Here is a 24,021-nt window from a genome sequence, read left to right on the forward strand (position 1 = left end):
GTTCAGGACTCCCGTGTCTCGAAGTCGATACGAGGGTCCACCCACACATAGGTCAGGTCCGAAATCAGCTTCAGGACCAGTCCAATCAGGGTGTAGAGGTAGAGGGTGCCGAAGATCACCGGGTAGTCACGCTGCATGACCGCCTCGAAGCCCAGCAGGCCCAGGCCATTGAGCGAGAAGATGACCTCGATCAGCAGCGAACCGGTGAAGAAGATGCCGATCAGGGCGGCTGGCAGCCCGGCGATGATGATCAGCATGGCATTGCGGAAGACGTGGCCGTAGAGCACCCGTCGGTCGCTGGCCCCCTTGGCACGGGCGGTGAGCACATACTGCTTGTGAACCTCGTCGAGGAAGCTGTTCTTGGTCAGCATGGTCAGGGTCGCGAAACTGCCGATGGCCGAGGCGATCACTGGCAGGGTGATGTGCCACAGGTAGTCTTTGATCTTGCCCCAGGCGGAGAGCTCGTCGAAGTCCGGCGAGGTCAGGCCGCGCAGCGGGAACAGGTCCCAGTAGCTGCCGCCCGCGAACAGTACGATCAGCAGGATGGCGAACAGGAAGCCGGGGATGGCGTAGCCGACGATGACCAGCCCCGAACTCCAGACGTCGAAGCGTGATCCGTGCCGCAGGGCCTTGCGGATACCCAGCGGGATCGACACCAGATAGACCACCAGCGTGGTCCAGAGCCCTAGCGAGATCGATACGGGAAGACGCTCGAGCATCAGGGTGGTGACCTGCTCGTCGCGGAAGAAGCTCTCGCCGAAATCGAAGGTGGCGTAGTCGACGATCATGCCGAGGAAGCGCTCATGAGCCGGCTGGTCGAACCCGAACTGGGCCTCGAGCTTCTCGATAAAGGCGGGGGGGATTCCTCGTGCGCCTCGCGACTCGCCGCCCGAAGCGACGTCCCCGCCGCCGCCTTCCATGCGAGTGCTGGCCTGGCTGGAGAGGCCTTCGAAACGGGCCAGCATCTGGTCGATGGGACCGCCCGGCGCGGCCTGGACGATGATGAAATTGAGCAGCATGATCCCCAGCAGGGTGGGGATCATCAGCAGCAGGCGGCGCAGTACATAGCGGGCCACGGTGTATCCTTACTCCACGGATGATGGCAGCCGGCGCCGTTCGCCGGTCATGCGCCTTCAGCGGTTGCGCTGGCGGGCCTCGATCTCGGCGCCGCGCTCGGGGTCTACCCACCAGGCGGCCAGGTCCAGGTTGTACTCGGGAAAGGGCTCCTGCCAGCCGAACTTGTCCCACAGGGCAATACGCGTCTGCCCGAGATGCCACTGGGGAATGACGTAGAAGCCCCAGCGCAGCACTCGGTCCAGCGCCCTGGCGGCCGTGTCCAGCGCTTCCCGGGAGTCGGCGGCGATCAGGGTATCGACCAGGTCGTCGATCACCGGATTACTGAGCCCAATCAGGTTGCGACTCTGGGGAACCTCGGCATATTCGCTGGTCCAGAAGTCGCGCTGTTCATTGCCGGGGTTCGCTGACTGGGGGAAGCTGCCGACGATGATATCGAAATCGAACTGGCGCAGCCGATTGAGGTACTGGTTGACGTCGACGATGCGAATATCGCCTTCAATGCCGATTTTCGCCAGGTTCTGCAGCAGCGGCTGCACGACCCGCTCGAACTGGGTGTCGAAGAGCAGCACCTCCAGGCTCAAGGGTTCACCTGAATCCGGGTGGGTCATGACCCCATCGCTTACCACATAGCCGGCCTCGTTGAGCAGCTTCAGCGCCTTCGCCAGCCGAGGTCGCATCTCCTCGGGGTGTTCGATGGGCAGGGGCTCTTGGAAGATCCGCTCGGGCAGGGCCTCACGGTGTGGCTCGAGCAGGGCCAATTCAGCCTCGCTTGGCAGGCCCTCGGCGGCCATCTCGGAGTTGGCGAAATAGCTCTCGGTGCGCTGGTAGGCGCCGTAGAAGAGGTTGCGGTTGAGCCACTCGAAGTCGAAGGCCAGGTTGAGGGCCTCGCGGACCCGAACGTCCTGGAACTTGTCGCGCCGCAGGTTCATTACATAGGCCTGCATGCCGGCGGGCTGGCCGTCCGGTACCTCGAGGCGCTTGATGAACCCTTCATCCCGAGCCGGAAAGTCATAGGCGGTGGCCCAGTTGCGCGCACTGGTCTCGATACGCATGTCGAGGTTGCCGGCCTTGAAGGCTTCGAGGGCCACCGTCTGGTCGCGGTAGTAGTCGTAGATCAGCCGATCGATGTTGTGACGGCCCCGGTTTGCCGGGAGGTCCTTTCCCCAGTAGTCATCAACGCGTTCATAGACGATGCGCCGGCCAGGCTCCACCACGCCGATACGGTAGGGACCGGAGCCGAGCAGGGCATCGCGGGTAGTGGCCTCGAAATCACGACCCTGCCAGAAGTGAGCCGGCAGGATCGGCAACTGGCCGATGATCAGCGGCAGTTCCCGCGAGTCGCTGTCGGCGAGGTCGAAGTGCACGGTATCCTCGCCCACCGCTCGGATGCCCACCACGTCGGCGTAGTAGGCGCCGTAGAAGGGCTGGCCCTGCTCCGTCAGGGTCTCGAAGCTGAATACCACATCCTCGGCGGTGACCGGCTCGCCATCGTGGAAACGCGCCTGGGGGTGCAGATCGAATTCGATCCATTGGCGATCCGGATCGAGCCGCACGCCCTCGGCGAGCAGGCCATACATCGAGAAGGGCTCGTCGGGGTTCTGGGTCAGCAGGGTGTCATAGATCTCGGTGAGGCCGGTGGCCGGGGTGCCGCGGATGATGAAGGGGTTGGTGGAGTCGAAGCTGCCGATAGCCGAGCGCACCAGGCTGCCCCCCTGGGGAGCGTCGGGGTCGGCATGGGGGAAGTGGCCAAAGTCCGCCGGCAGCGCCGGGTCGCCATAGAGGGCCAGGCCGTGGACGGTGGGCACCTCGGCGGGGTCGGCCGCCATGGCCGGTCCGCCGAGCAGCATGCCCAGCAGCAGGGCCAGGCCAGAGGCAGCATGTCGCATCGATCAGATTCCTTGTAGCAGGCTGGGCCTTGGCCCCCGTCATCAACTACCGGAAAGTGTCAGCTGTTGCCCAGGTTGTAAAGCGTCGAGCCGTTCGATGCCGTTCCAGCGTGCCAGGTCGGTCAGGGCCACGGCATGGCGTGAGGCGATGCCCGAGAGGCTATCGCCGCGACGAACCACGTAGACGTCATCACCGTCGGCGGCGACCGCTCGCCGGCTTGTGCCGCTACTGAGCCGGGCGACAAGCCGTTCGGCACTGTCGGCGGGAACCAGCAGTCGCTCGACGTGACGGGGATCGGCCTGATGACCCAGCAGGCCCGGGTTCAGCTCGGCCAGTTCGGTGCGCGAGATACCCGCCAGATGTGCGGCCTCGTCGAGCTTCAGCGGACGGGTCACCGGCACCTCGGCGATAGCCGGCGTGGCTTCGATCCGAGGCAGTTCGACGTCGTAGTGTTCCGGCTCGGCGATGATCGCCGAGATGGCGATCAGCTTGGGAACGTAGGCCATCGTCTCACGCGGTAGCTTGAGATCCCAGTAGCTGGCGGTTTGTCCTCGGGAAAGCGCGGCGCTGCGGGCATTGTTCACGGTGCCGGCGCCAGCATTGTAGGCCGCCAGGGAGAGCTCGATGTCACCCTCGTACCACTGCTCGGCCTGCATTTCGATGTAGTCAAGAGCGGCGTGAGTGGAGCGCGCCACATCCAGGCGGCCATCGTAGCCGCCGCCACGGCGCAGCCCGAGTGCATGGCCGGTGCCGGGCATGAACTGCCAGAGGCCGGCCGCTCCGCGGTGGCTGCGGGCGGTGGGGTCGAAGGAGCTCTCGATGAAGGGGATCAGGGCGATCTCGCCGGGCAGCCCGCGTTCCTCCACTCGCTCGGTAATCCAGGCGAGCCAGGGTCGAGCTCGCTCGGTGATCTCGGTGATATTGCGGGGGCTCTGGCGGTAGTGGTCGATCCAGTGCTGGACACGTGCCTGATCGACGTCCTCCTGCCACTCGAAGGCCTCGGCGAGGCGCGACCAGGCATCTCTGGGCTCGAGGGCCAGGGCATCCCAGAAGGTCTGGTTCGAGGGGAGCGGGGCGTACTGGGCCGACTGGCTGGCCGAATCGTCCGTGAAAGCGCGCTGGGGGGTCGGTGAGGCCTGGCTGTTGCCGGTCGTGGCCATCAACGAGCCCATCAGCGCGAGACAGCTGGTGAAGCCCAGGATCCGTCGACGTGTCGTGTGGTAGGTCATCGAGAGGTGATCTCCTGGTCATGCGGGAGCCTGCCGCCACGGGCAGGCCGGGTGTCGTTCGGCAATGGTACGTTCAGAAGGCGTCCTTCCACGCACGCAGCGTGGTGAAGGTCGCCAGGCTGCCGTCGGTGTCGCCATGCGCCGCTGCGGCCTGGCGTACGCCGGCCGAATCGCAGCGCAGAAAGGGATTGATGCTGCGTTCGCGACCCAGGGTGGTGGGCAAGGTGGGTCGGTCGAGCTCCCGGGCCCGCTGGCACTCCGCCTGTGCGGTCTCGACATCGGGGTTATCGGGATCGGCAGTGCGGGCGAACGCCAGGTTGGCCAGGGTGTACTCGTGGGCGGCGAACACCAGAGTGTCCTCCGGCAGGGAGTCGAGGCGCGACAGCGAGGCGTGCATCTGTGCCGGGGTGCCCTCGAAGAGCCTTCCGCAGCCGCCACTGAACAGCACGTCACCGCTGAACAGCAGGGGCGGGATGCCAGGCGTGAAGTAGGCGATATGATCCAGGGTGTGGCCTGGCAGGGCGAGCACTTCGAAGAGCCTGCCCATTACCCGTATCTCGTCGCCGTCGCCGACCCGCTCGTCGATGCCCTCGATATCGGGATTGTCCGGGCCAATCACCCGCGGCGAGTAGCGCTTGATCAGTTCCGCCAGGCCGCCGGTGTGATCGTGATGATGGTGGGTGATCAGGACGCTGCCAAGCTCCAGGCCTTCGCGCTCCAGCCACTCGATCACCGGCGTTGCATCGCCGGGGTCCACCACGCAAACTGCCTGGTTGGTGTCCTGGCGAAGCAGCCAGATATAGTTGTCGCTAAAGGCGGGTATCGGTGTCACGCTCAACATGGGCTCGGAGTCCTTGACGGAGGCGTTGCCAGACGCTGCCGCAATTCGTTGCGATATGGTTTACAAAACCCGGCACTGTGGAGGGAAAAGGGCACTATGTCAAATTCGCGGGATCCCCATGCCCTGGCGCGGCTGGTCCGGGAGGGGCGGCGTTACTGGGCGTCGCCGGCGGGTCAGGCACTGTGGCGGGCCGAGCGCGCCTGCCTGGGGCCGGTCTGCGAAGAGCTCGTCGGGCAGCACAGCCTTGAGCTGGGCATGGCTCCCGTGCTGAGTGATATCTGCCCGATCCGCCATGCCCTGGGCTGGGCACCTAACCACGAGATGGCCGATCATGTGTCGACCCTGGTGTGCCTGCCGGATGCCTTGCCCCTTCCCGATGACAGCCTGAGCCTGGTGCTGATTCATCACCTGCTGGAGGTGATTGCCGAGCCGCATCGCACGCTGCAGGAGGCCGCGCGGGTTACCGCCGATAATGGGCGACTGATCATTTTCGGCTGGTGCCCGCTGAGTGCGGGGGGGATGTCGCGGGTCTGGCCGGGCAGGCGGCGTCGCATGCCCTGGCGAGGTCACTGGCGGACCCCCGGTCGACTCGGCGACTGGCTGGCGTTTGTCGATTTCGAGATCGAGCGGGTAGACTACTGCGGGTTTCACCTGCCCGGCAGTCTGCCGCGCAATACCATGCTGGAGACCCTCGGCCGGCGCCACAATCTGCCGCTGGGGGATAGCTACATGATTCATGCCCGCCCCCGGGCGCAGCTCGCCCAGTCACAGCGCTCGCGCTTCGAACTGTCACGCCCCCTGGCCGGACCCGCCCTGGGCAGCGCTACGCGGACCGGGCCACAGACGCAAAGGAACCGCAAGATTGACTGACAGACGCCACGCTGAGCCCCCAAACAACGAGCTTTCACAGACAGTAACGATCTATACCGACGGGGCTTGCCGAGGCAATCCCGGCCCCGGCGGATGGGGGTCGCTGCTGGTCAGCGGCGATCACGAGAAGGCGCTCAAGGGCTTCGAGGCGGTGACCACCAATAACCGTATGGAGCTGATGGCGGCGATCATGGCCTTGCGCGAGCTCAAGCGTCCCTGTCGGGTGGCGCTGTGGACCGATTCCGAGTACCTGCGCAAGGGCATCACCGAGTGGATTCACAACTGGATCAAGCGTGGCTGGAAAACCGCTTCCCGCCAGCCGGTCAAGAATGCCGAGCTGTGGCGCGAACTCCACGAAGAGACTCATCGCCATGCGATCGAGTGGCACTGGGTCAAGGGGCACAGTGGCCATCCCGGTAACGAGCGCGCCGATGAACTGGCCAACCAGGCCATCGACGAGAACCGAGCCCGCGCCTGAGTCTCCGCCTTACCCTGCGAGCCGACGAGAGATCCCCCATGCGTCAGATCATCCTGGACACCGAGACCACCGGCATTGATCCCCGGGACGGCCATCGCCTGATCGAGATCGGAGCCGTCGAGATGGTCAATCGCCGCCTCACCGGCAACCGCTATCACCAGTACATCAACCCGGAGCGCGACATCGAGGCCGAAGCCGTTAGCGTTCACGGCATCACCAACGAACGGGTGGCCGAGGAGCCGGTCTTCGCCGAGATCGCCGATGCCTTCTGGGCCTTTATCGAAGGGGCCGAGCTGGTGATCCACAACGCGCCCTTCGACGTGGGTTTCATCGACCACGAACTCGGCATGCTCAATGCGAGGCGCAGCGAGCCACGGCTCGGCCCGGTGGCGGAGCACTGCCGAGTTCTAGATACCCTGACACTGGCGCGCGACAAGCACCCCGGCCAGCGCAATAGCCTCGATGCGCTCTGCAAGCGTTACGAGATCGACAACGGGCGACGTGTTCTGCACGGCGCCCTGCTCGACGCCGAGATCCTTGCCGACGTCTATCTGGCCATGACCGGGGGGCAGACCCGGCTCTCTCTGGATGCTTCAGCATCCTCGACAGGTCGCGACGGTCAGCTGACCGGGCTGGCCATCCGCCGCTTGTCTCTCTCACCGGGTCAGCTTCGTGTCGTGCCGCCCGACGAGGCAGAGCTGGCGGCGCATCGGGCCAAGCTGGATCGAATCCGCGACGCGTCCGGCGAGTGCCGCTGGGATGCCCACTCCGGCCTGTCGGGCGAGGAGGCGTCACGCTGATGCTGCGGCGCGAGCTGCCCTGCGAGGAGTCGGCCGGTCGCGTCATTCGCCTGGCCGCAGGACGCATCGCGCCCGGCGTCGATGAGGGCCCGCTTCAGGCCTTCCAGGCCTGGCATGAGCGGATGCAGCCGCTGTGCTGGTGGCAGGAGGAGCCGGTGGCTCTCTCATTGGAGACTCAGCCGGGAAAGGACTGGCTCGAGGGCCGGGCCTGGCTGGCCCGCCTGCCGGAATCCTGGTATCCGCTGGTATCCACGGCGCTTCAGGTGGCGGCCTGGCTCGACAATCACCGCTTCTGCGGTCGCTGCGGTGCGCCCACGACGCGTCTCGATGCCGAGTTCGCCATGCATTGCGACCAGTGCGGCCATCGCAATTACCCGCGCATCTCGCCCTGCATCATCACCCTGGTGACCCACGGAGAGTCGCTGCTGCTGGCCCGAAGTCCCCGCTTTCCGCCGGGCCGTTATTCGACCCTGGCCGGGTTCATCGAGCCCGGTGAAGCGGCCGAAGAGGCCGTGCGTCGTGAAATCTTCGAAGAGGTGGGGCTCAGCGTAGGGCGCGTCAGCTATTTCAAGAGCCAGGCCTGGCCCTTTCCCCATTCGCTGATGCTGGGTTTCTTCGCCGAGGCGGCCAGTCGGCGCATCCGCATCGACGGAATCGAGATCGCCGATGCCGCCTGGTTCAGCCCGCGGCATCTGCCCCAGTTGCCGCCGCTCTACTCCATCTCTCGCGCGCTGATCGAGACCCACCTCCGAGAGGTGGGAACCCGTGGTTAGGCGACGGTCATGGCCCAGAGGTATCATGAGGTCTGACCCCTGTTAAACCCCTGTTAACCAGTAGTGGCTCAGCGACCGGGGAAAAGGCTGTTCAGCTGTGTCGCCAGCATGACATTGCCGGTAGCCTTCAGCTTGCCGGTCATGAAGGCGGTCATGCCGTTGATCTCGCCGTTCATTATCCCCTTGAGGGTCTCGCTGCTCATGCTCAGGCTGACCGAGGGATCGTCATGCTCGCCCTGGTGGACCTCCAGTGTGCCGTCATCCACGACCAGATAATGGTCGCCGGCATCCGTGAAGTGGAACTGGAAGATTTCGTGCATGCCGCTGGCAGCCTCGGCGTCGAAACGACGCTGCAGCTTGTCGATGGTGGCGTCTGACATGGATATCGTTGGTCGCTTGGGAAGTGTCGACAACAGAGCGTATTTGAAACGTTCGTTTGAATCAAGCGCCCTTGTGCCGGTGGGAAGGGCCCGGGCAGGATGTCAGGACAGCGAGGCGAGAGGAGAGGGCAGTGAGCGAGTGGCTGACGGAATTCGGGATGTTCGTGGCGCAGTTGGTGACCCTGGTGGTGATCGTCGGCCTTGCGGTGGCGGTGATTCTGCGCGCCAGGGGGGAGACGGGAGAACGCACCCGACTAAGGCTCGATGAGCTCAACAGCACCCGTCGCAACCGCCGGCGGCGGATGCAGCTGGCGGCCAGCCAGCCGGGAGCACGCAAGCGCCTGGCCAAGGCCTTCCGGCGCGATGACAAGGAACATGATCGCCGCAGCCGCAAGGGGGAGGGTGAGGCCTCCGCGACGGTCTGGGTGCTCGATTTCCATGGTGACATCAAGGCCAGTGGCACCGGCCAGCTCGCGGAAGAAGTCTCGGCAGTACTGGCGGTGGCCGGCGAGGGTGATGAAGTGGTGATCCGTCTGGAATCGGCCGGCGGTCTGGTGCATGGCTACGGCCTGGCGGCTGCCGAGCTGGATCGCCTTCGCCAGGGGGGGCTATCCACCACGGTGTGCATCGACAAGGTGGCCGCCAGCGGCGGCTACCTGATGGCCTGCGCGGCTGACCAGCTGCGAGCGGCACCCTTCGCGGTGATCGGCTCCATCGGGGTGATCGCTCAGCTGCCCAACCTGCATCGCCTGCTCAAGCGTCACGACATCGACATGGAGGTGCTCACCGCCGGTCGCTACAAGCGCACCCTCACGGTCTTCGGCGAGAATACCGAGGAGGGGCGAGAGAAGTTCCGCGAAGACCTCGAAACCACTCATACGCTCTTCAAGCGTCACGTGGCCGAGCGGCGCCCGGAACTCGACATCGAATCGGTGGCCACCGGCGAGATCTGGTACGGCAGTGATGCTCTGAGGCTAGGCCTGGTGGATGCCCTGGGAACCAGCGAGGCCTACCTGGTCGAGCGCATGCAGCAGGCCCGGATCATCAGCCTCAAGCTGGAGCACAAGCAAAAGCTTAGTGACCGCCTCGGCATGGCGGTCTCGCGAGGCGTGGAGCATGGCGTCGAGCGGGGGCTGGAGATGCTCGATGCCGGACGATGGCAGAAGCGGTGATCGAGTGGTCTCTATTATGCTCTTCCCTGCAGTTTCAGGCTGCCTAGAGCCTCGATGAGCGTTCGCGCTCGCTTGCCATGCAGAGAGTAGTAGATGGTCTGGGACTCGCGACGGGTGCTGACCAGGTTCTCGCGACGCAGGATTGCCAGGTGTTGAGAGAGCGCCGACTGGCTCAGGGAGAGCCGCTGGTTGAGTTCGGTCACCGAGAGCTCGTTGCCGTCGAGCAGGCAGAGAATCCGCAACCGGTTGTCGTTGGCCATCGCCTTGAGCAGGGCGCTGGCCTCGTCGATGACCGCTGTGCCGTCTTCCAGGAGACGCGCTGCAGCAGCGTTGTTATTGCCCATGATCTGTCCCCTTTCGGGCAGGCTCGGCATCCGCTTGCCGATGGCCTGCACTGGTGATTGCCTTCCGATCCCGCTCCTCGCGGCTGGCGTCTGTTGATCATCCACTTCCTGATTCAGCTTATCCTCAATAATAGTTCAGCCTGGCGGGTGTCGCCGAGCCAACGCGGGATCAAAGTTGAATACCCGGGTGAGGCCTTGGGTGTTGTCGACAATGCTGTCGGGAAGCCTTGCACTTTTGTCGAGGGTTAGCCGATGGTATGAGGTTATCGCCGTCAACTTGCTCTAGAGTGTCAACAATCAACGCCCACTTCGATTGCCGACAGGATGCAGATGAGCATGTACCAAGACGAGTTCCGCCGTTCGATTGATCAGCCGGAGGCTTTCTGGGCCGAGCAGGCCAGACGCATTCCCTGGTTCACGCCGCCCACGACCATTCTCGAGTATGACGAGGCGAATCATGCTCGCTGGTTCGTGGATGGCGAGCTCAACATCTGCCATGCCGCCCTCGACCACCACGTCGAGCAGGGGCGTGGCGATCAGCCGGCCATCTTCTGGGACTCGCCGGTCACCGACAGCAAGCGCACCCTGACCTTTGCCGAGATGCGCGATCAGGTCGCGCTTTTTGCCGGAGGCCTGAGGGCGCAGGGGGTAGGCAAGGGCGACCGGGTCGTGATCTACATGCCTATGGTGCCGGAGGCGCTGATCGCCATGTACGCCTGTGCTCGTCTTGGCGCCGTTCACTCGGTGGTGTTTGGCGGCTTTGCCCCCCACGAGCTTGCCGTGCGCATCGAGGATGCCGCGCCGAAGGTCGTTATCGCCGCCTCCTGCGGGATCGAGGGCAGCAAGGTGTTGCCCTACAAGCCGATCATCGACGAGGCCATCGAGCAGAGCGCCCACAAGCCCGATGCCTGCGTGGTGTTCCAGCGCGATCAGCATCTCGCAGAACTGGGCCCGCGGGACCACGACTGGGCGGCTCTGGTCGATAAGGCCGAGCCGGCCGAATGCGTTGCGGTCAAGGGTAGCGATCCGCTCTATGTCCTCTACACCTCCGGGACCACCGGCAAGCCCAAGGGAGTCGTTCGGGATACCGGTGGCTATGCCGTGGCGCTGGCCTATTCCATGGACACCATCTACGACGTGGATCCCGGCGATGTCTTCTTCTCGGCGTCCGATGTGGGCTGGGTGGTCGGCCATTCCTACATCGTCTACGCCCCGCTGCTACGCGGTTGTACCACGGTGGTCTATGAAGGCAAGCCGGTAAAGACCCCGGATGCCGGCGCATTCTGGCGGTTGATCAGCGAGTATCGGGTCAAGAGCTTTTTCACCGCACCCACGGCCTTCCGCGCCATGAAGAAGGAAGACCCGGACGCCAAGCTGATGGCCCAGTACGACATTGCCTGTCTCAAGGCGCTGTTCCTGGCCGGTGAACGCCTGGATCCCCCGACGTTCCACTGGCTGGATGACCTCATGGACGTGCCGGTGATCGACCACTGGTGGCAGACCGAGACCGGCTGGCCGATTGCCGCCAATCTGCAAGGTCTGGAGCCGATGCCAACCAAGGCGGGCAGCGCGACGGTGCCGGTGCCCGGTTTCAACGTCCAGATCCTGGATCGAGAGGGTGAGCAGGTCGGCCCCATGGAGCAGGGCAGCGTGGTCATCAAGCAGCCGATGCCCCCCGGGTGCCTGACCGGCATATGGGGAGATCCGAAGCGCTTCCACAGTGCCTACATGGCGGCCTTCCCCGGCTATTACCTGACCGGCGACGGCGGCTACTTCGATGAAGATGGCTACCTCTTCATCATGGGGCGCACCGATGATGTCATCAACATTGCCGGCCATCGCCTCTCCACCGGCGAGATGGAGGAGGTCGTCGGTGCCCACCCCGCTGTGGCCGAATGCGCGGTCATCGGCATTCACGATGCCATGAAGGGTCAGCTGCCGGTGGGGCTGGTGATCCCCAAGGATGGCTTCGAGGGGCGCGAGGCGGACCTCGAGGAGGAGCTGATCGCCCTGGTGCGCGACAAGATCGGGCCCATCGCCTGCTTCAAGCAGGTGCTGGTGGTCGACCGCCTGCCCAAGACGCGTTCCGGCAAGATCCTGCGCAAGCTGCTGCGCAACATCGCCGATGGCAAGGAGTTCGGTGTGCCCTCGACCATCGACGATCCGGCGAGCCTGCAGGACGTGCACGAGGCCATGAAGGAGCGTGCGGTGGGGACTGCCCACGAGGCCCGCCAGGTCTGACCTCGGTGGGCATCGAGCCTGACCACGCCGCCGCCCCTGAGGGGCGGCGGCGGCCTTTGTAGGGCAGGGTGGCCATGGCCAGGCGCCGGGACAGGTCGTATAATGCCCGGCCTGTCCGCCACCGGCGACTCCCGTGCCACGAGGGTTCCCTCACCCCTCCCCAAAAAAGGCTGCCGTGATGTTCGTGCTTTCCGATGCCCAGACCCGGCGCTGCCTGACGCTGCTGGTCACCTTCCATATCCTGGTCATCGCCGCCAGTAACTACCTGGTCCAGCTGCCTTTCACCCTGTTCGGGTTTCATACCACCTGGGGCGCCTTCAGTTTCCCCTTTATCTTCCTGGCCACGGATCTCACCGTGCGCCTGTTCGGCAAGGAGCCGGCGCGGGCCATCGTGCTCAGGGTCATGTTGCCGGCGCTGGTGATCTCCTATGTCGTCTCGGTCGTCTTCCCGCGGGGCGGCTATGCCGGTCTCGAAGGTCTGGGCGAGTGGAATCTCTTTGTGGCGCGGATCGCGCTGGCCAGCTTCATGGCCTACGTGCTGGGTCAGCTGCTGGACGTGCAGGTCTTTGATCGCCTGCGTACCTTGAAGGCCTGGTGGGTGGCGCCGGCGGTTTCCACGGTGCTTGGCAACCTGGCCGATACCTTTGCCTTCTTCTCCATCGCCTTTCACGAAAGCCCCGATCCCTTCATGGCCGCCAACTGGCCGGAGATTGCCTGGGTCGACTATGTGATCAAGCTTGGCATCAGCCTGGCGTTCTTCCTGCCCCTCTATGGCATATTGCTGGCCTGGCTCAGCCGCCGCCTGGTGGCGGTGACGGGCAGCGCTGACCTGATGCCCGGCGAGGCACAGGCCCGAACCTGATTCCATTCCAGCCGAATTCCAGCCAGGAGAATGACATGCCCATCGAACTCCACCATATCGACACCGGAGGAGATGAGACGCCGCTGGTGGTCGTGCATGGCCTGCTCGGCAGTGCCGACAACTGGCGCTCCCATCTCAAGCAGTGGCAGCGCCGGCATCGGGTGATTGCCGTTGACTTGCGCAACCACGGGCGTTCACCCCATGTTGCGGGGATGAGCTACGAGGCCATGGCCGAGGACCTTCTCGCCTTGCTGGATCGCCTCGAGGTAGAGAGGGCTCACCTGCTGGGGCACTCCATGGGCGGCAAGGTGGCGATCAGCCTGGCCCGGCGGGCGCCGCACCGTGTGGCTTCGTTGATCGTCGCCGATATCGCGCCGCTCGCCTACGGTCATGATCACGATAGTGTCTTCGCCGCGTTGCGCCGCGTGGAGGCCGGAGAGCCGACCAATCGCCGCGAGGCCGACGCACTGCTCGCCGAACATGTCGAGGAGTCCGCGGTGCGTCTCTTCCTGGCCACCAACCTGGAGCGTGATGACGAGGGTATCCTGCGCCTGCGCATCGGCCTCGACGAGATCCAGGATGACTACGACACGCTCATGGGGGAGCCGGCGGGAGAGGGCGCCTTTGAGGGGCCGACGCTGGTGCTGCGCGGTGCGCATTCAGTCTATGTGACCGACGAGATGTTGCCGGCGCTGCACAGCGTACTGCCGCGTGCCGAGATCGAGACACTGCAGGCAGGGCACTGGCTCCACGCGGAACAGCCAAAGGCCTTTCAGGAGGCGGTCAACGCCTTTCTTGAGCGCGTGGACGGCTAGCGGGGTAGTGCTCCGGGGTCGATGGCCAGTCGTGATACCGGATGGCGTTCCTGTATCAGGCCAGCCCCGAACAGGAACTCCTCGAAGCGACGGTAGCGGCCCTGATCCAGAGCCGCAGGGCTGAGGTTCAGGCGTGTGCGGACCATCTCCCAGGCCTCGCGGTTGACCGCGGTGTCCAGGGCCGGCTCCGCGCTCGCTATCAGGCTCCAGGCATCCTCCGGGTGGTTGGCGATCCAGGCCGTGGCCTCCTCGATGGCGGCCACGAGATGGCGAATGGCATCGCGTTTCGCTCCCAGATGATCGCGGTTGGCGAGCAGTATCAGACCATCATGTAGCGGGATGCCCAGATCCTCGAGGCGCAATACCCGGGTAGCCAGCCCTTCGTCGGCGAGTTGTCGGGGCAGCAGGTGGCGCATGGCGCCGATCACGCCATCCACCTTTCCCTCTCGCAGTGCATCGTCGAGTCGGAAGTGCAGCGCTTCGGTCTCGACCTCATCGTCGCGAATCGATGCCCCCCTCAACAGGCTGGCCAACAGCACGTCACGGCTGTCGATGTCGGCATGACCGATACGCGAGCCGGCCAGTTGGGCAGGTGTCTCGATCGGGCCATCCTCACGCACCACCAGGGCACTCAAGGGCGTCGCGATCAGGCTGGCGACGCGGACCAGCGGCAGGCCGCGATCGACCTGGAGGTGCAGCAACGGCTGGCGGGATACCGCCAGATCGATTCTTGAGGCTGCCAGGAGCTTATTGGGTACATCCGGATCGGCCGGTGTCGCCAGAGTCACTTCCAGTCCGCGGCTGGCGAACAGGCCTCTCTCCCTGGCGACGAAAAGAGCGGCGTGCCGAGGGCTGGGATAGCCGTCCAGCATGATCCGCAGCGAGGTGACTGGCGGCGGTTCGATCGGTTCCGCCGGTCGCAGGGCGATAGCTGGAACGCTGGGCCGCGAGGGCGTATCGACACTGGGTCCACTCGGCGCCTCCCGATAGCGACGACGGGTCTCTGCCCAGGCAGCGGCCTGGTCGGCAAGAGCCTCGAGATCGGAGACCATCACTTCGGTGCCCAGCGGTGGGTAGCCCTCATGAGGTGGTTCCGAAGCCCCCGCCGGGCCCTGTGCGGCGAGATTCGTCGACAGCAGCACCATGGCCGACAGTAGCAGGCTTTGGCGGAGAAGCCGCCGAAAAACGGATGAGATCATCGTGTCCAGGCTCCTGCCATGCGTGCTGTCTGGCCTTGTGTTGGCGCCAGGCAAGCTTAACCGCTGCCTATGGTCAGCGACCAGCCGTGGTCACAAACGGAAATCGCCGCGACTGGTCCAGCATGCGATAATTCACCTTCTCCCACCCGGGAAAGACCGTGCATGGATTCCATCAATACCCTCTTTCTGCTCAGCGGTTTTCTGCTGGCCCTGAGCATTCTCGCCAGCCGGCTCTCCTCGATGGCCGGGGTGCCCCTGCTGCTGATCTTCCTGGGGCTGGGCATGCTGGCTGGAGAAGAGGGGCTACTCGGCATCCAGTTCGACGACTATTCACTGGCTTTCTTGATTGGCCATCTGGCACTCGCCATGATCCTGCTCGACGGCGGCCTGAGGACCCGCCTCAAGACCTTTCGTGTCGGCTTCCGGCCGGCGCTCTCCCTGGCCACCCTGGGGGTCTTCGTCACCAGCTCGCTGGTGGGAGTGTTTGCCATGTGGCTGTTCGACCTGAGCCTGGTCCAGGGGCTGCTGGTCGGCGCCATCGTGGGGTCCACCGATGCCGCCGCGGTGTTTTCCATGCTCAGCGGCCGAGGGGTCAACCTTAACGAACGGGTCGGGGCAACGCTGGAGATCGAGTCGGGAACCAACGATCCCATGGCCATCTTCCTTACCCTGATGCTGGTGGAAGTGCTGGTCGGCGACATCGGTGGCGTGGGGGAGACCCTGCTTTTCCTGGTTCAGCAGTTCGGCCTGGGCATCGTCCTCGGCGTGGGCACCGGCTGGCTGAGCGCGCGCTTGCTGAGCTGGCTGGACCTGGCACCGGGCCTCTATTCGCTGCTTGCCCTGGGGCTTGGCTTCTGCGTCTTCGGCCTGACCAGCGCCCTGGGTGGCAGTGGCTTCCTGGCCATCTACCTGACGGGCCTGATGATCGGCAACCGGCCCGGTCGCCACCTCACCTTCATCCTGCCGGTACACGACGGTCTGGCCTGGCTCTCGCAGATTGGCCTCTTCCTGGTGCTGGGCCTGCTGGTCACGCCCAGCGAGATGCTGGATTATGCGCTGCCGGCACTGCTGGTGGCCCTGGCGCTGATCTTTATCGCCAGGCCGCTGGCGGTGCTCGTCGCCGTCAAGCCCTTCTTCAAGTTCCGCTGGCGGGAGATCGGTTTCATCGCCTGGGTGGGCCTGCGTGGGGCGGTGCCCATCGTGCTGGCAATCTTCCCGGTCATCGGCGGGGTGGAAAATGCCTCGCTCTATTTCAATGTCGCCTTCGCGGTGGTGCTGCTGTCGCTGCTGATCCAGGGCGGCACCCTTCCGTGGATGGCGCGGCGCATGAAGGTCGAGCTGCCCCCCACCGTCACCCCGAACCGGCGCGGGCCACTGGGCATCCTGCCCGAGAATGACTACGAGATGTTCGTCTATGAGGTCGAGAACACCGACCTCGAGGATGTACCGATCCGACTGCTGCGTTTTCCCTCCGGGGCACTGATCTCGGCGCTGTTTCGCGAGCACGCCATGCTGCACCCCAAGGGGAGCACCCGTCTGCTACTGGGCGACGTGATCTGCGTGATCGGTCGTACGGAAGACTTGCCGGCGCTCAACCGGCTCTTCAACGGGGATGCCAAGCTCAAGCGCGAACGGGCCTTCTTCGGAACCTTCACGTTCGACGGGGAGGCGCGCATGGGTGACATCGCCGATGCCTATGGCCTGACCCTGAGCGCGGGCGAGAAAGACATGACACTCGCCGAATTCATCTCACTGCGGGTCGGTGGGCATCCAGTAGTGGGCGACGACGTGGACTGGCACGGTATCCACTGGGTGGTCAGCGAGATGGACGGCAACAAGGTCACACGGGTGGGGCTCAGACTCTACTGAACCGACGCACCGGGACCTTTCGGCGGGGTCAAGCGGCGCGCGCTTCCTGCAGTACCTCGAGTGCCACCTCGACAGCTCCCCGGTGGGGATCGGTCATCCAGACCCCGCCATCCTCGATCATGCAGTTCAGCGTCATGCTCTTGGCCGCCAACTCCGTCAGGGCCTCTACCGATAACGGGGAGATATCGACTACCGTGAGGTTATCGAGGGTGGCAAGCTTGCCGGCCAGCGAGTCCCACCAGATCTCGGCGCCCTGGCCGCTATAGGTGTAGAGGATCACCTGGTCGGCACGCGCACAGGCGCGGCGAATGGTCTTCTCGTCGGGCTGGCCCAGCTGGATCCAGAGCTCGATGTTGCCGGTCAGGTCCTTGCGCCATAGGTCGGGTTCATTCTCGGTGCTCACGCCACGCCCGAAAGCGAGCGATTCATCGGCGTTGAGGGCGAAGGCCAGCAACCTGACCATCATGCGAGCATCGGTTTCTGACGGATGGCGCGCCACGGTCAGTGAGTGGTCAGCATAGTAATGCCGGTCCATGTCGGCGATCTGGAACTGGACCTTGTGGATCATCGACTTTAGTGCCATCTGGCTAGGTCACTCGCCCGTCTTGGAAAAAGTGTCCGCCATCATGACATAGTCGTCGGGGGCGGGTATGTATACGAGGAGGTCGCACCATGCTGATCCAGCACCGAGCGAATACCAGGGGCCGCGATTTCTTCGTGGGTGACATTCACGGCCAGTACCGCTTGTTGCAGGAAGCTTTGCAGGGCGTTGCCTTCAGCACCTCAGAGGATCGACTGTTCTGCGTTGGTGATCTCATCGACCGAGGTGCCGATTCACTCGCCTGTCTCAAGCTCGCTCTCATGCCATGGTTTCATGCCGTCTGTGGCAATCACGAGGATCTGGCCTGGAACGCGCTGCGCGACGGGGAGGATAGCCACGCCTGGGAGCTGTGGATGATCAATGGTGGTGATTGGGTCATCGACAGCGGCGTTAACGAGACACGAAGGGAACTGCAAGCAGCATTTCGCGATCTCCCCCTGGCGCGCGAGGTGGCGGTTGGCAGCAAGGGCATCGGCATGGTACATGCCGACCCGCCGTACGACTGGTCACGTATCGAAAAGGCCGACCGAGATGCCCTGATCTGGGGGCGCTCCCGCATCCAGCAGGGCGACGAGACGCCGGTGGTCGGGATAGACGCCGTCGTCGTTGGCCATACCATTGTGGAACGGCCGCTGACTCTGGGTAACGTGCATTATCTCGACACCGGCGCCTTCACCACGGGCCGTCTGACGCTGGTCGACGCTCGTGAGTTGCTGGAGTGAAAGGGGCAACGATAATGGCCAATGCCGGCCGCGAAGTCGGGCTAAAAGGTAGGTACACGAAAAAAGCGCCCGTAGGCGCTTGATTCTTAATAGAAAGTGGCGGAGGGACAGTCCGCCTCTGCCTCTTGAAAATCAACGTCTTGGAAGGGGCCTTTTCCTTTACCCCACATCCTGCCCCACTACTGGGAAGGCGCTGGGCTGGCCTCGGGTGATACCGGATAAAGGGGTTTCGGCAGGCTGGGAGCGCTACCGCTCAACTCCATCCGTCTCGGCTGGTCATGGGTTGGCCTGCTCCTCCAGGTGGAAGCGCCGGGCTATCTCCTCCAGGGCTTCATCCTCCTGCTGCTGCAGGGTGGCAAGCAGATCCTCGAGGGCCTCGGCTTCCTGCTGCTGCAGCGTGGTCATCAGATCCTCCAGGGCTTGCCGATCCTCGAGGGGATCGAGTGCGGTGTCAGGCATGGGCCTGCCTCTCGGCTTCGTGGTGGCTGCGAATGTGGCGAACGTGGCGGGCGGTCAGGCCGAAGGTGACGGCCACTTCTCGGGTGGGCTGGCCTTCCTCCAGGGCGACCATAATCTGCCGATTGCGGGCCTCGAGGGTGGCATTTCGCGTTCCCGGCACGTCCAGGGAGGTGCCCCCATAGAAGTAAGCCAGCTTTTCGGCTGCCTCGGGGCCGATCTCCAGGGTAATCGGGTGGCAGGGGTTGGCCTGGGCGCGAATGTAGAGGCGACGGCCTCCCCAGCCCTTGGCCAGTGTCATGGCGGCGTCGTATCCGATGAAGTCGGCCAGCTCGTCCAGGATGGCGCTTCGCCTGGGCATGGGGCAGGGCTCCGGGTCAGGGTTTGATCTCCATTGTAAGCACTCGGCTGGCGTAGCGCGCACCGGCTTCCCGGCTGTAGTCCAGGCCATACTCCTCACAGATCCGTTTCCCGTTCTCCCAATGGCGCCAGGCTTGCGCGTCCTCGGGATCTCGGTGGTCTAGCTCGTGGATTCGCCAGGCCCCTACTTCCCATCCCTCCCGTGTCGCCTGGGGTGTCCCTGCCATGATGTGGGCGCGGGGTGGTGCCATCGGTTCCGGCCATCCGGTGTCCAGGAATATCACCCCCTCATCGGTGATGAAGATCTCGGCGGCCATCCTCACATGCCCCGGCCCGACCACCACCATGAATCCGCGTCCCTCTTCGACTGCCTGTTGCAGACTTGTTGTCATGGTGCCCCCTGCGGTTATGTGTTCTCGCTACATATCATCCCGCATCAGTATGGCACCGCGCCAGTGGTCGCGCGTCCCTCTCCTGTGTGTCCCCCTCGGGTGCGTTCCTTTCGCCCATAAAAAAGGACCAGCTTTCGCCAGTCCTTTTTCACTATCGAGGGTCAGCTTCTTTCGCCAGCGCTGGCCCTCTCACTTCAGCAAGGTCACCACCCCTGGTGACAGGGCAATGCTACCCGGTCACCTTCATGGTGTCACCTTGATATTCCAGGATACGGGGCCTTCCTGGCAGGTCATACAGGGCGGGAAGCTCCACCCTCAGGCGCACGCCTTCCCAACGCTGATAGGGGCCGCTTCGGCGGTTCATTTTCGCCCGGATCTCGGCAAGATTCGCCAGGGTGCGCCTGAAATCATCGCCTTGAAGAAAGGCCATAAGCTGGTCCTCCAGCCTGGCGTGCTCCTCCTTCAGCAGATCACTTTCCAAGCTATCGCGTAGCATCCTCAGCTCTTCGGCTTCGGCCTCTGCAGCGGCCAGGCGCTTCTCGAGGCCACGACGTGCGGCTGCCTGCCGGTGGGCCTCCTCCTGGGCTTCCCTCAGCCTGCCGCGGGCATCCTCCAGGGCGGCGGTGGTCTTGCGCTGCTGGGCTTGATTGGCCACTCCCAAGGCGGCGTCGGCTGCCAGATCGTCCAGGTCGCGCTGTGCCTGCTCGATCTCCCCCTGGGCGGCCTGCATTGCCTCGCCAGTGTCTCCGGCTTTGGCCATCGCCTCCCGGATACTGGCCTCACGATCTTCAGCACGGGTCACATCGGCCTCGAGGGCCTCGAGTTCGGCTTTTGTTGCCTTGGGCTCCTTCTCAATGGCTGCCTCCCATGCCTGATTGGCCAGCTCCTTTTGCTGAGCCAGTTCAGCCAGAACGCTCTCGGCTTCGGTGACCTTTCGCTCGGCGATCATCACGTCCCGCTGGTAGTCCTTCTCCTCCTGTTCCCGCTCCCCGGGCCCAATTCTCCGCATGCCCGTTTCTGGCGCCTGGGCGGCCACCTTGTCAGCCGCCTTGCGGGCGGCGTTGGCCTGGGCTTTGGCGTGATCGTGCAGATCCTTCAGGTGAAGATAGGCCTCCTGCTTCTCGTCCTGCTCAGTGATCCATGCAAACCGTTTTTCGGCGGCCTTGCTGGCGGCTTGTGTCGTCATCGGTGATTTCCTTCGGTTGGGTGGGGGTTGCCCTGGGCGGGCGTGGTGATGGCTGGCGCCACCTACTTCACCAGCGCCAGCAGGGTACGGTTTGCCTCGGTGCGGCCTCGGTTCTCCTTGGCGGCCTCCCTCGACTCGGCAGCGGCTGCCGCCTGCCAGGTCTCCACATAGCGGCGGGCGGCCCTCTCGACTGCCTTGGGCGGAAGGGTCTTGAGCCGCTTGCAGACGAAGGCACGATCCTCGTGCACCAGGGGGCAGCGGTCGGCTATCCACTCAATCCAGGCCGGGCGCCCTGCCAGGTCATCCCGGTGCGCCTGCCTGGGGGTGTGGGCGTCCAGCAGCTTGGCGACCTCCTGGCGGGCCTCCCTGGGGCCCTGGGCGGCCTCGAAGGCGTCATCTATGGCGGCGGCCAGGCTGGCACGCTCCGGCCTCCCCATGGGCGCCAGCACCTCTCGCAGCCAGGTCACCAGGGGCAAGCCAAGGTCTCGGCCAACGTCCCGAGTCAGGGCGGTGATGATCGCCTCGGCCTCGTGGGCTGGGGCGGGCCTAGGGGGCTGCGGATTTTGCGGATTTGCGGAGAAGCCCGGGGGATGGGGCTTTCCGCTTGCGGATGCGTTGCGGAAATTTGCGGATTCCCGCAAGGCCTGCGGATCGCCCGCGGGTATGTCCAATGCCTCCCCACCAAGCTCCATCAGATCGACGGCCTGGCGCCCCTTGGGGCTGGCCTCCATCACCGTCGGGGGCTCGTCTCCTTCCCACAGTCGCCGGCCAATCTCCATCAGGTCGATCATGGTCATACCTCCCCCGTCAGGCGCCAGCTCGCCGGCTGGCCTCGTGGGCTGCTGCTGGCTATCTGTAGATGCCCGGCATCGACCAGGAAGCCCAACAACGGGCGGGCCTTCTTGGCGCTTCGGTAGGCGCTCGGCAAGCGCTTGAAGTCTGCCGCGTGAAGCTCTCCGCCATGCCCCTTGATCCACTCCAGTAGGTCGCGGGCCTTCATCTCCTCGGCGTCTTGTTGGGCCTCGGCTGTGCGGATCGCCATCGACTCCAGGTAGTAGGCCACCAGCCGGCCAGCGCGCTCGATATGCTCGACGGCGGGCGCTTGGAAGCCTTCGACCAGGGCCAGAACGGTGGCGATGCGTGCGGCGTTGTCGGCTGCCTTGCTGGCGAATGCCTGCACCTCTCGAAAGCGGCCCTCGGGACGAATCTGCCATTCGATACCGTCATGGAGGCGCGCCCATGCATCGAAGGCCTCACCCTCTATGCGCGCCAGCCGGGGGGACAGGGCGCCGTTATCGTCCACCTCCAGGGGATTGCGGATCACTTCGGATAGTGCGGCCCAATAGCGGCCTATCACGGGGTCATGGTGGGGGCCTTTCGTCGGGTCGCGGCCCTTCAGCAGTCGCTGGCCTACCAGGCTGGGCTCCTGAACGATCAGGAAGCGGGCCAGGAAGCCCTGTCCCTGTAGCAGTGGATCGCCCAGCACCTGGGCGGCCACAATGGGCTGAAGCATCAGATGCGCGGACAGGCGCCGGCCTGCCAGGATGCCGGACTCTCCAGCCGTGCCGCGGGTGCGGGTGATCGGGGCGCCGTCCCACAACTTGGAGACCATGGCCACGGTTCGCCCGCGGCCCTCCTCGCTCATCCCATGCCCCCCGAAGAATCCCACGCCTTCATCGGAGAACAGGCCCGCGCTCGGGTGGCTGTGCTGCAGGTGGCGATAGATCCCCTCGGAGGTGGGCTCGCTGAACGTCAGGTTCGGCATGGGCGGCGCCTGGGGCTCCTCGGCGTCGATCATGGCCAGGGTTTCCTGAAGATCGGTGCCCTGGGCTTCGCTCATGGGTTGCTTGCCCTTGGGCCTGGCGGCGTTGATCAGTGATTCCCGGCGCATCTCCCATACCTCCCGGGCGGCCCTGTAGGCGGCCAGCTCCTCGGGGTGTCCCTGGCGCTTCTCGGCTTCCAGATCTCGGATCGGCGCCAGCGCCAGCGCGTCCAGGCTCGACTTTCGCTCTCCGCTGCCGGCCACGGTCATGCAGAACAGCGAGACCGGCCCGCGCCCTATGTTCCCGCGGGCCACGTCCACCTGCCCTTGCACTGCCAGCGCGGCGGCGGCCAGCACGGATTGCCCGGCCATCCCTGGCGGGGTCTGGACGTAGTAGGCCAGTCGCTCGGCTGCTTCGCCCAGCAACGTCCCCAGCGCTTCCAGAGGGTAATCGGGCGGCGTCTCCGGCTCCGCCAAGGGCAGGGGCTTCAACTCGATACGGCTGGCTGGCTCGGGCGGTTTCTCGCCCTGCTGTTTCACTGCGGCGGTGGTCATGTGCCTCCCTCCTGCTGGCACCTGGCCAGGTCGTTGAAGTCGCTGCAGGCGCAGCCAACGCAAGGGAACCGCGGCCAGGTCAGATCGGCATGGATCGCCTGGGCGGCCTCACGGGCGGCGGTGATGCCGGGATTCCCTGGGGTGTTCTGGTCGTTGTCGGCTGCCACGGTGATCGCCACCTCGGAGGGCAGGCGCTGGCGCAGGGTGCGGGCCACGGTCGCCAGGTTGTTGGCGGTCATCGCAGCCACTACCGGGTGGCCGGTCGCCTCGTGCAGCGTCGCGGCGGTCGCCCAGCCTTCGGCCAGGTAGACGCGCCCAGCACCAGCCAGGCGGCCGACAAGGGACGCGGTGTCCTTGAGCCTGGCGCGGGGCAGGAAGCGCTTTCCCCCATCCGGGGCGATGCGCTGCAGGTTGACCAGGGCGCCGTTGAAGAACAGCGGGACCAGTAGCGTGTCACCCTGCTGGCGTAGGCCGTAGGGCTTCACCTCCTTGGCCTTCAGATAGGCGTGGCCAGGGTCCGGGGGTCGACCGTGCTCCCATCGCTGGCGAGCCTGGGCGGCTGCCTGGGCGTGTTCCTGCTCTCGCCTGGCCAGACGCTCACGGCGGGCGCGCTCGGCTGCCTGGCGGGCCTGTTCGGCGGCCTGGGGGTCATGCTCGCCGGCCAGTGTCACCGCCTGCTGTTCGCCGGTATGCCAGAAGCCGAAAACGGCAACCTCCAGTGTGGGACAGACGTACCAGCCGGCCAGGTTGCCCCGGCGCTTGTCCGGGGCATCGAAGCGGTGAACCTCTCCATCGGCTCGGATCGCCAGGCCAGCAACGCCACGGGCTGCCAGGGCATCGACCAGGGCGGCCTCGATGGTCGTCGCTGCGTCATAAGGCATTGGCGACCTCCCTGGGCAGGTGGTCCCGCATCACCTCGGCACGATCCTCCAGGTCTACCGCCAGGCGGTGCAGTGCGTCGACCAGGGCGGCCCGCCGGGAGGCGTCCAGGGCCTCGCCTTGCTCTTCCAGGAGGCACAGCAGCGCCTGCTGTTTCTCGGCGATGTCAGCCACCAGGGCAACGTTCCGGGCGATGGCATTGGCGTCGATCAGGGTCACGGTGAGAGCGTTCATTGGCGGGCCTCTTGGGCGGAGGTGGCTGGTGCGGGGG

General features: G+C 65.0%; 26 protein-coding genes. 10 read left to right on the plus strand and 16 right to left on the minus strand.

The annotated features are described in order from the left end of the window. Positions 1-2: 2 nt before the first annotated feature. The 4 genes from HALO32_RS14135 to gloB form a co-directional block, all read right to left on the minus strand. Positions 3-1,076 (minus strand): microcin C ABC transporter permease YejB, encoded by a 1,074-nt coding sequence (locus HALO32_RS14135; protein WP_151444520.1) that lies wholly within the window; start codon positions 1,074-1,076, stop codon positions 3-5. A gap of 57 nt (positions 1,077-1,133) precedes the next feature. Next, the gene (locus HALO32_RS14140; protein WP_151444521.1) at positions 1,134-2,963 is read right to left on the minus strand and encodes an extracellular solute-binding protein; all 1,830 of its coding nucleotides are present in this window, start codon (positions 2,961-2,963) and stop codon (positions 1,134-1,136) included. 42 nt (positions 2,964-3,005) lie between these two features. Continuing rightward, a complete protein-coding gene (locus HALO32_RS14145; RefSeq protein WP_151444522.1) occupies positions 3,006-4,193 on the minus strand; it encodes a transglycosylase SLT domain-containing protein in 1,188 nt (395 codons plus the stop codon). Positions 4,194-4,266: 73 nt separating this feature from the next. After that, entirely contained in the window at positions 4,267-5,034 is a 768-nt protein-coding gene (gene gloB / locus HALO32_RS14150) for a hydroxyacylglutathione hydrolase (protein WP_151444523.1), read from the minus strand. A 96-nt stretch (positions 5,035-5,130) separates the two neighbouring features. On the opposite strand from gloB, the gene HALO32_RS14155 reads away from it, so the two are divergent. Genes HALO32_RS14155 through nudC form a run of 4 tightly spaced genes read left to right on the plus strand, consistent with a single transcriptional unit; the run spans position 5,131 to position 7,955 of the window. After that, positions 5,131-5,904, plus strand: coding sequence for a methyltransferase domain-containing protein (locus HALO32_RS14155; protein ID WP_151444524.1), 774 nt, complete (start codon positions 5,131-5,133; stop codon positions 5,902-5,904). After that, positions 5,897-6,382 (plus strand): ribonuclease HI, encoded by a 486-nt coding sequence (gene rnhA / locus HALO32_RS14160; protein ID WP_151444525.1) that lies wholly within the window; start codon positions 5,897-5,899, stop codon positions 6,380-6,382. Before HALO32_RS14155 ends, rnhA begins: the two co-directional genes overlap by 8 nt. 38 nt (positions 6,383-6,420) lie before the next feature. Beyond that, positions 6,421-7,182 carry a DNA polymerase III subunit epsilon gene (gene dnaQ, locus HALO32_RS14165; RefSeq protein WP_151444526.1) on the plus strand — a complete coding sequence of 254 codons (762 nt, stop codon included), beginning with the start codon at positions 6,421-6,423 and terminating at the stop codon, positions 7,180-7,182. Beyond that, complete coding sequence (nudC, locus tag HALO32_RS14170; RefSeq protein ID WP_151444527.1) at positions 7,182-7,955, plus strand: NAD(+) diphosphatase; 774 nt, start codon at positions 7,182-7,184, stop codon at positions 7,953-7,955. Before dnaQ ends, nudC begins: the two co-directional genes overlap by 1 nt. A gap of 68 nt (positions 7,956-8,023) precedes the next feature. Here the strand turns inward: nudC and HALO32_RS14175 are convergent, their stop codons facing one another. After that, the gene (locus HALO32_RS14175; protein ID WP_151444528.1) at positions 8,024-8,335 is read right to left on the minus strand and encodes an SCP2 sterol-binding domain-containing protein; all 312 of its coding nucleotides are present in this window, start codon (positions 8,333-8,335) and stop codon (positions 8,024-8,026) included. Between the two features lie 131 nt (positions 8,336-8,466). Between HALO32_RS14175 and sohB the strand changes: the two genes are divergently transcribed. After that, entirely contained in the window at positions 8,467-9,507 is a 1,041-nt protein-coding gene (gene sohB / locus HALO32_RS14180) for a protease SohB (protein ID WP_151444529.1), read from the plus strand. 14 nt (positions 9,508-9,521) lie between these two features. Here sohB and HALO32_RS14185 read toward each other — a convergent pair whose 3' ends face one another. Next, a complete protein-coding gene (locus tag HALO32_RS14185; RefSeq protein WP_151444530.1) occupies positions 9,522-9,851 on the minus strand; it encodes an ArsR/SmtB family transcription factor in 330 nt (109 codons plus the stop codon). Positions 9,852-10,175: 324 nt separating this feature from the next. Between HALO32_RS14185 and HALO32_RS14190 the strand changes: the two genes are divergently transcribed. The 3 genes from HALO32_RS14190 to HALO32_RS14200 all read left to right on the plus strand — a co-directional run bounded on the left by HALO32_RS14190 (position 10,176) and on the right by HALO32_RS14200 (position 13,769). After that, a complete protein-coding gene (locus HALO32_RS14190) occupies positions 10,176-12,092 on the plus strand; it encodes a propionyl-CoA synthetase (protein ID WP_267902498.1) in 1,917 nt (638 codons plus the stop codon). A 178-nt stretch (positions 12,093-12,270) separates the two neighbouring features. Continuing rightward, a complete protein-coding gene (locus HALO32_RS14195) occupies positions 12,271-12,954 on the plus strand; it encodes a 7-cyano-7-deazaguanine/7-aminomethyl-7-deazaguanine transporter (protein ID WP_151444532.1) in 684 nt (227 codons plus the stop codon). A gap of 35 nt (positions 12,955-12,989) precedes the next feature. After that, positions 12,990-13,769 carry an alpha/beta fold hydrolase gene (locus tag HALO32_RS14200; RefSeq protein WP_151444533.1) on the plus strand — a complete coding sequence of 260 codons (780 nt, stop codon included), beginning with the start codon at positions 12,990-12,992 and terminating at the stop codon, positions 13,767-13,769. On the opposite strand, the gene HALO32_RS14205 is transcribed toward HALO32_RS14200, so the two are convergent. Beyond that, complete coding sequence (locus tag HALO32_RS14205) at positions 13,766-14,968, minus strand: ABC transporter substrate-binding protein (RefSeq protein ID WP_225810019.1); 1,203 nt, start codon at positions 14,966-14,968, stop codon at positions 13,766-13,768. The genes HALO32_RS14200 and HALO32_RS14205 overlap by 4 nt on opposite strands. Positions 14,969-15,130: 162 nt before the next feature. Between HALO32_RS14205 and HALO32_RS14210 the strand changes: the two genes are divergently transcribed. After that, positions 15,131-16,837: a potassium/proton antiporter gene (locus HALO32_RS14210; RefSeq protein ID WP_151444534.1), complete on the plus strand. Its 1,707-nt coding sequence runs from the start codon at positions 15,131-15,133 to the stop codon at positions 16,835-16,837. Between the two features lie 28 nt (positions 16,838-16,865). Here the strand turns inward: HALO32_RS14210 and HALO32_RS14215 are convergent, their stop codons facing one another. Then, positions 16,866-17,420 (minus strand): YaeQ family protein, encoded by a 555-nt coding sequence (locus tag HALO32_RS14215; protein ID WP_151444535.1) that lies wholly within the window; start codon positions 17,418-17,420, stop codon positions 16,866-16,868. Between the two features lie 89 nt (positions 17,421-17,509). On the opposite strand from HALO32_RS14215, the gene HALO32_RS14220 reads away from it, so the two are divergent. Continuing rightward, on the plus strand, positions 17,510-18,160 hold the full coding sequence (locus HALO32_RS14220) for a metallophosphoesterase (protein ID WP_151444536.1): 651 nt from the start codon (positions 17,510-17,512) through the stop codon (positions 18,158-18,160). Positions 18,161-18,436: 276 nt separating this feature from the next. On the opposite strand, the gene HALO32_RS14225 is transcribed toward HALO32_RS14220, so the two are convergent. The 8 genes from HALO32_RS14225 to HALO32_RS14255 form a co-directional block, all read right to left on the minus strand. Further along, positions 18,437-18,619 carry a hypothetical protein gene (locus tag HALO32_RS14225; RefSeq protein WP_151444537.1) on the minus strand — a complete coding sequence of 61 codons (183 nt, stop codon included), beginning with the start codon at positions 18,617-18,619 and terminating at the stop codon, positions 18,437-18,439. Further along, positions 18,612-18,977: a Mor transcription activator family protein gene (locus tag HALO32_RS14230; RefSeq protein WP_192576516.1), complete on the minus strand. Its 366-nt coding sequence runs from the start codon at positions 18,975-18,977 to the stop codon at positions 18,612-18,614. Before HALO32_RS14230 ends, HALO32_RS14225 begins: the two co-directional genes overlap by 8 nt. A 16-nt stretch (positions 18,978-18,993) precedes the next feature. Further along, complete coding sequence (locus HALO32_RS17990; protein WP_192576517.1) at positions 18,994-19,368, minus strand: hypothetical protein; 375 nt, start codon at positions 19,366-19,368, stop codon at positions 18,994-18,996. Between the two features lie 229 nt (positions 19,369-19,597). Continuing rightward, positions 19,598-20,554 (minus strand): coiled-coil domain-containing protein, encoded by a 957-nt coding sequence (locus tag HALO32_RS14235; protein ID WP_151444539.1) that lies wholly within the window; start codon positions 20,552-20,554, stop codon positions 19,598-19,600. Positions 20,555-20,616: 62 nt separating this feature from the next. Beyond that, positions 20,617-21,345, minus strand: coding sequence for a hypothetical protein (locus tag HALO32_RS14240; protein WP_151444540.1), 729 nt, complete (start codon positions 21,343-21,345; stop codon positions 20,617-20,619). 2 nt (positions 21,346-21,347) lie between these two features. After that, positions 21,348-22,871, minus strand: coding sequence for a YfjI family protein (locus tag HALO32_RS14245; RefSeq protein WP_151444541.1), 1,524 nt, complete (start codon positions 22,869-22,871; stop codon positions 21,348-21,350). After that, positions 22,868-23,752, minus strand: a complete 885-nt coding sequence (locus HALO32_RS14250; RefSeq protein WP_151444542.1) for a toprim domain-containing protein — start codon at positions 23,750-23,752, stop codon at positions 22,868-22,870. Before HALO32_RS14250 ends, HALO32_RS14245 begins: the two co-directional genes overlap by 4 nt. After that, on the minus strand, positions 23,742-23,984 hold the full coding sequence (locus HALO32_RS14255) for a hypothetical protein (RefSeq protein WP_151444543.1): 243 nt from the start codon (positions 23,982-23,984) through the stop codon (positions 23,742-23,744). Before HALO32_RS14255 ends, HALO32_RS14250 begins: the two co-directional genes overlap by 11 nt. Positions 23,985-24,021 lie beyond the last annotated feature (37 nt).

Source organism: Halomonas lysinitropha, assembly GCF_902500215.1.
In the GTDB taxonomy this organism is placed as follows: Bacteria; Pseudomonadota; Gammaproteobacteria; order Pseudomonadales; family Halomonadaceae; genus Halomonas; species Halomonas lysinitropha.

Coding starts and splice junctions, on each gene's coding strand:
- HALO32_RS14140 (WP_151444521.1), bottom strand. CDS start 2,963: ATGCGACATGCTGCCTCTGGCCTGGCCCTGCTGCTGGGCATGCTGCTC.
- HALO32_RS14145 (WP_151444522.1), bottom strand. CDS start 4,193: ATGACCTACCACACGACACGTCGACGGATCCTGGGCTTCACCAGCTGT.
- gloB (WP_151444523.1), bottom strand. CDS start 5,034: ATGTTGAGCGTGACACCGATACCCGCCTTTAGCGACAACTATATCTGG.
- HALO32_RS14155 (WP_151444524.1), top strand. CDS start 5,131: ATGTCAAATTCGCGGGATCCCCATGCCCTGGCGCGGCTGGTCCGGGAG.
- dnaQ (WP_151444526.1), top strand. CDS start 6,421: ATGCGTCAGATCATCCTGGACACCGAGACCACCGGCATTGATCCCCGG.
- nudC (WP_151444527.1), top strand. CDS start 7,182: ATGCTGCGGCGCGAGCTGCCCTGCGAGGAGTCGGCCGGTCGCGTCATT.
- HALO32_RS14175 (WP_151444528.1), bottom strand. CDS start 8,335: ATGTCAGACGCCACCATCGACAAGCTGCAGCGTCGTTTCGACGCCGAG.
- HALO32_RS14185 (WP_151444530.1), bottom strand. CDS start 9,851: ATGGGCAATAACAACGCTGCTGCAGCGCGTCTCCTGGAAGACGGCACA.
- HALO32_RS14190 (WP_267902498.1), top strand. CDS start 10,176: ATGCAGATGAGCATGTACCAAGACGAGTTCCGCCGTTCGATTGATCAG.
- HALO32_RS14195 (WP_151444532.1), top strand. CDS start 12,271: ATGTTCGTGCTTTCCGATGCCCAGACCCGGCGCTGCCTGACGCTGCTG.
- HALO32_RS14200 (WP_151444533.1), top strand. CDS start 12,990: ATGCCCATCGAACTCCACCATATCGACACCGGAGGAGATGAGACGCCG.
- HALO32_RS14205 (WP_225810019.1), bottom strand. CDS start 14,968: ATGATCTCATCCGTTTTTCGGCGGCTTCTCCGCCAAAGCCTGCTACTG.
- HALO32_RS14210 (WP_151444534.1), top strand. CDS start 15,131: ATGGATTCCATCAATACCCTCTTTCTGCTCAGCGGTTTTCTGCTGGCC.
- HALO32_RS14215 (WP_151444535.1), bottom strand. CDS start 17,420: ATGGCACTAAAGTCGATGATCCACAAGGTCCAGTTCCAGATCGCCGAC.
- HALO32_RS14220 (WP_151444536.1), top strand. CDS start 17,510: ATGCTGATCCAGCACCGAGCGAATACCAGGGGCCGCGATTTCTTCGTG.
- HALO32_RS14225 (WP_151444537.1), bottom strand. CDS start 18,619: ATGCCTGACACCGCACTCGATCCCCTCGAGGATCGGCAAGCCCTGGAG.
- HALO32_RS14230 (WP_192576516.1), bottom strand. CDS start 18,977: ATGCCCAGGCGAAGCGCCATCCTGGACGAGCTGGCCGACTTCATCGGA.
- HALO32_RS17990 (WP_192576517.1), bottom strand. CDS start 19,368: ATGACAACAAGTCTGCAACAGGCAGTCGAAGAGGGACGCGGATTCATG.
- HALO32_RS14235 (WP_151444539.1), bottom strand. CDS start 20,554: ATGACGACACAAGCCGCCAGCAAGGCCGCCGAAAAACGGTTTGCATGG.
- HALO32_RS14240 (WP_151444540.1), bottom strand. CDS start 21,345: ATGATCGACCTGATGGAGATTGGCCGGCGACTGTGGGAAGGAGACGAG.
- HALO32_RS14245 (WP_151444541.1), bottom strand. CDS start 22,871: ATGACCACCGCCGCAGTGAAACAGCAGGGCGAGAAACCGCCCGAGCCA.
- HALO32_RS14250 (WP_151444542.1), bottom strand. CDS start 23,752: ATGCCTTATGACGCAGCGACGACCATCGAGGCCGCCCTGGTCGATGCC.
- HALO32_RS14255 (WP_151444543.1), bottom strand. CDS start 23,984: ATGAACGCTCTCACCGTGACCCTGATCGACGCCAATGCCATCGCCCGG.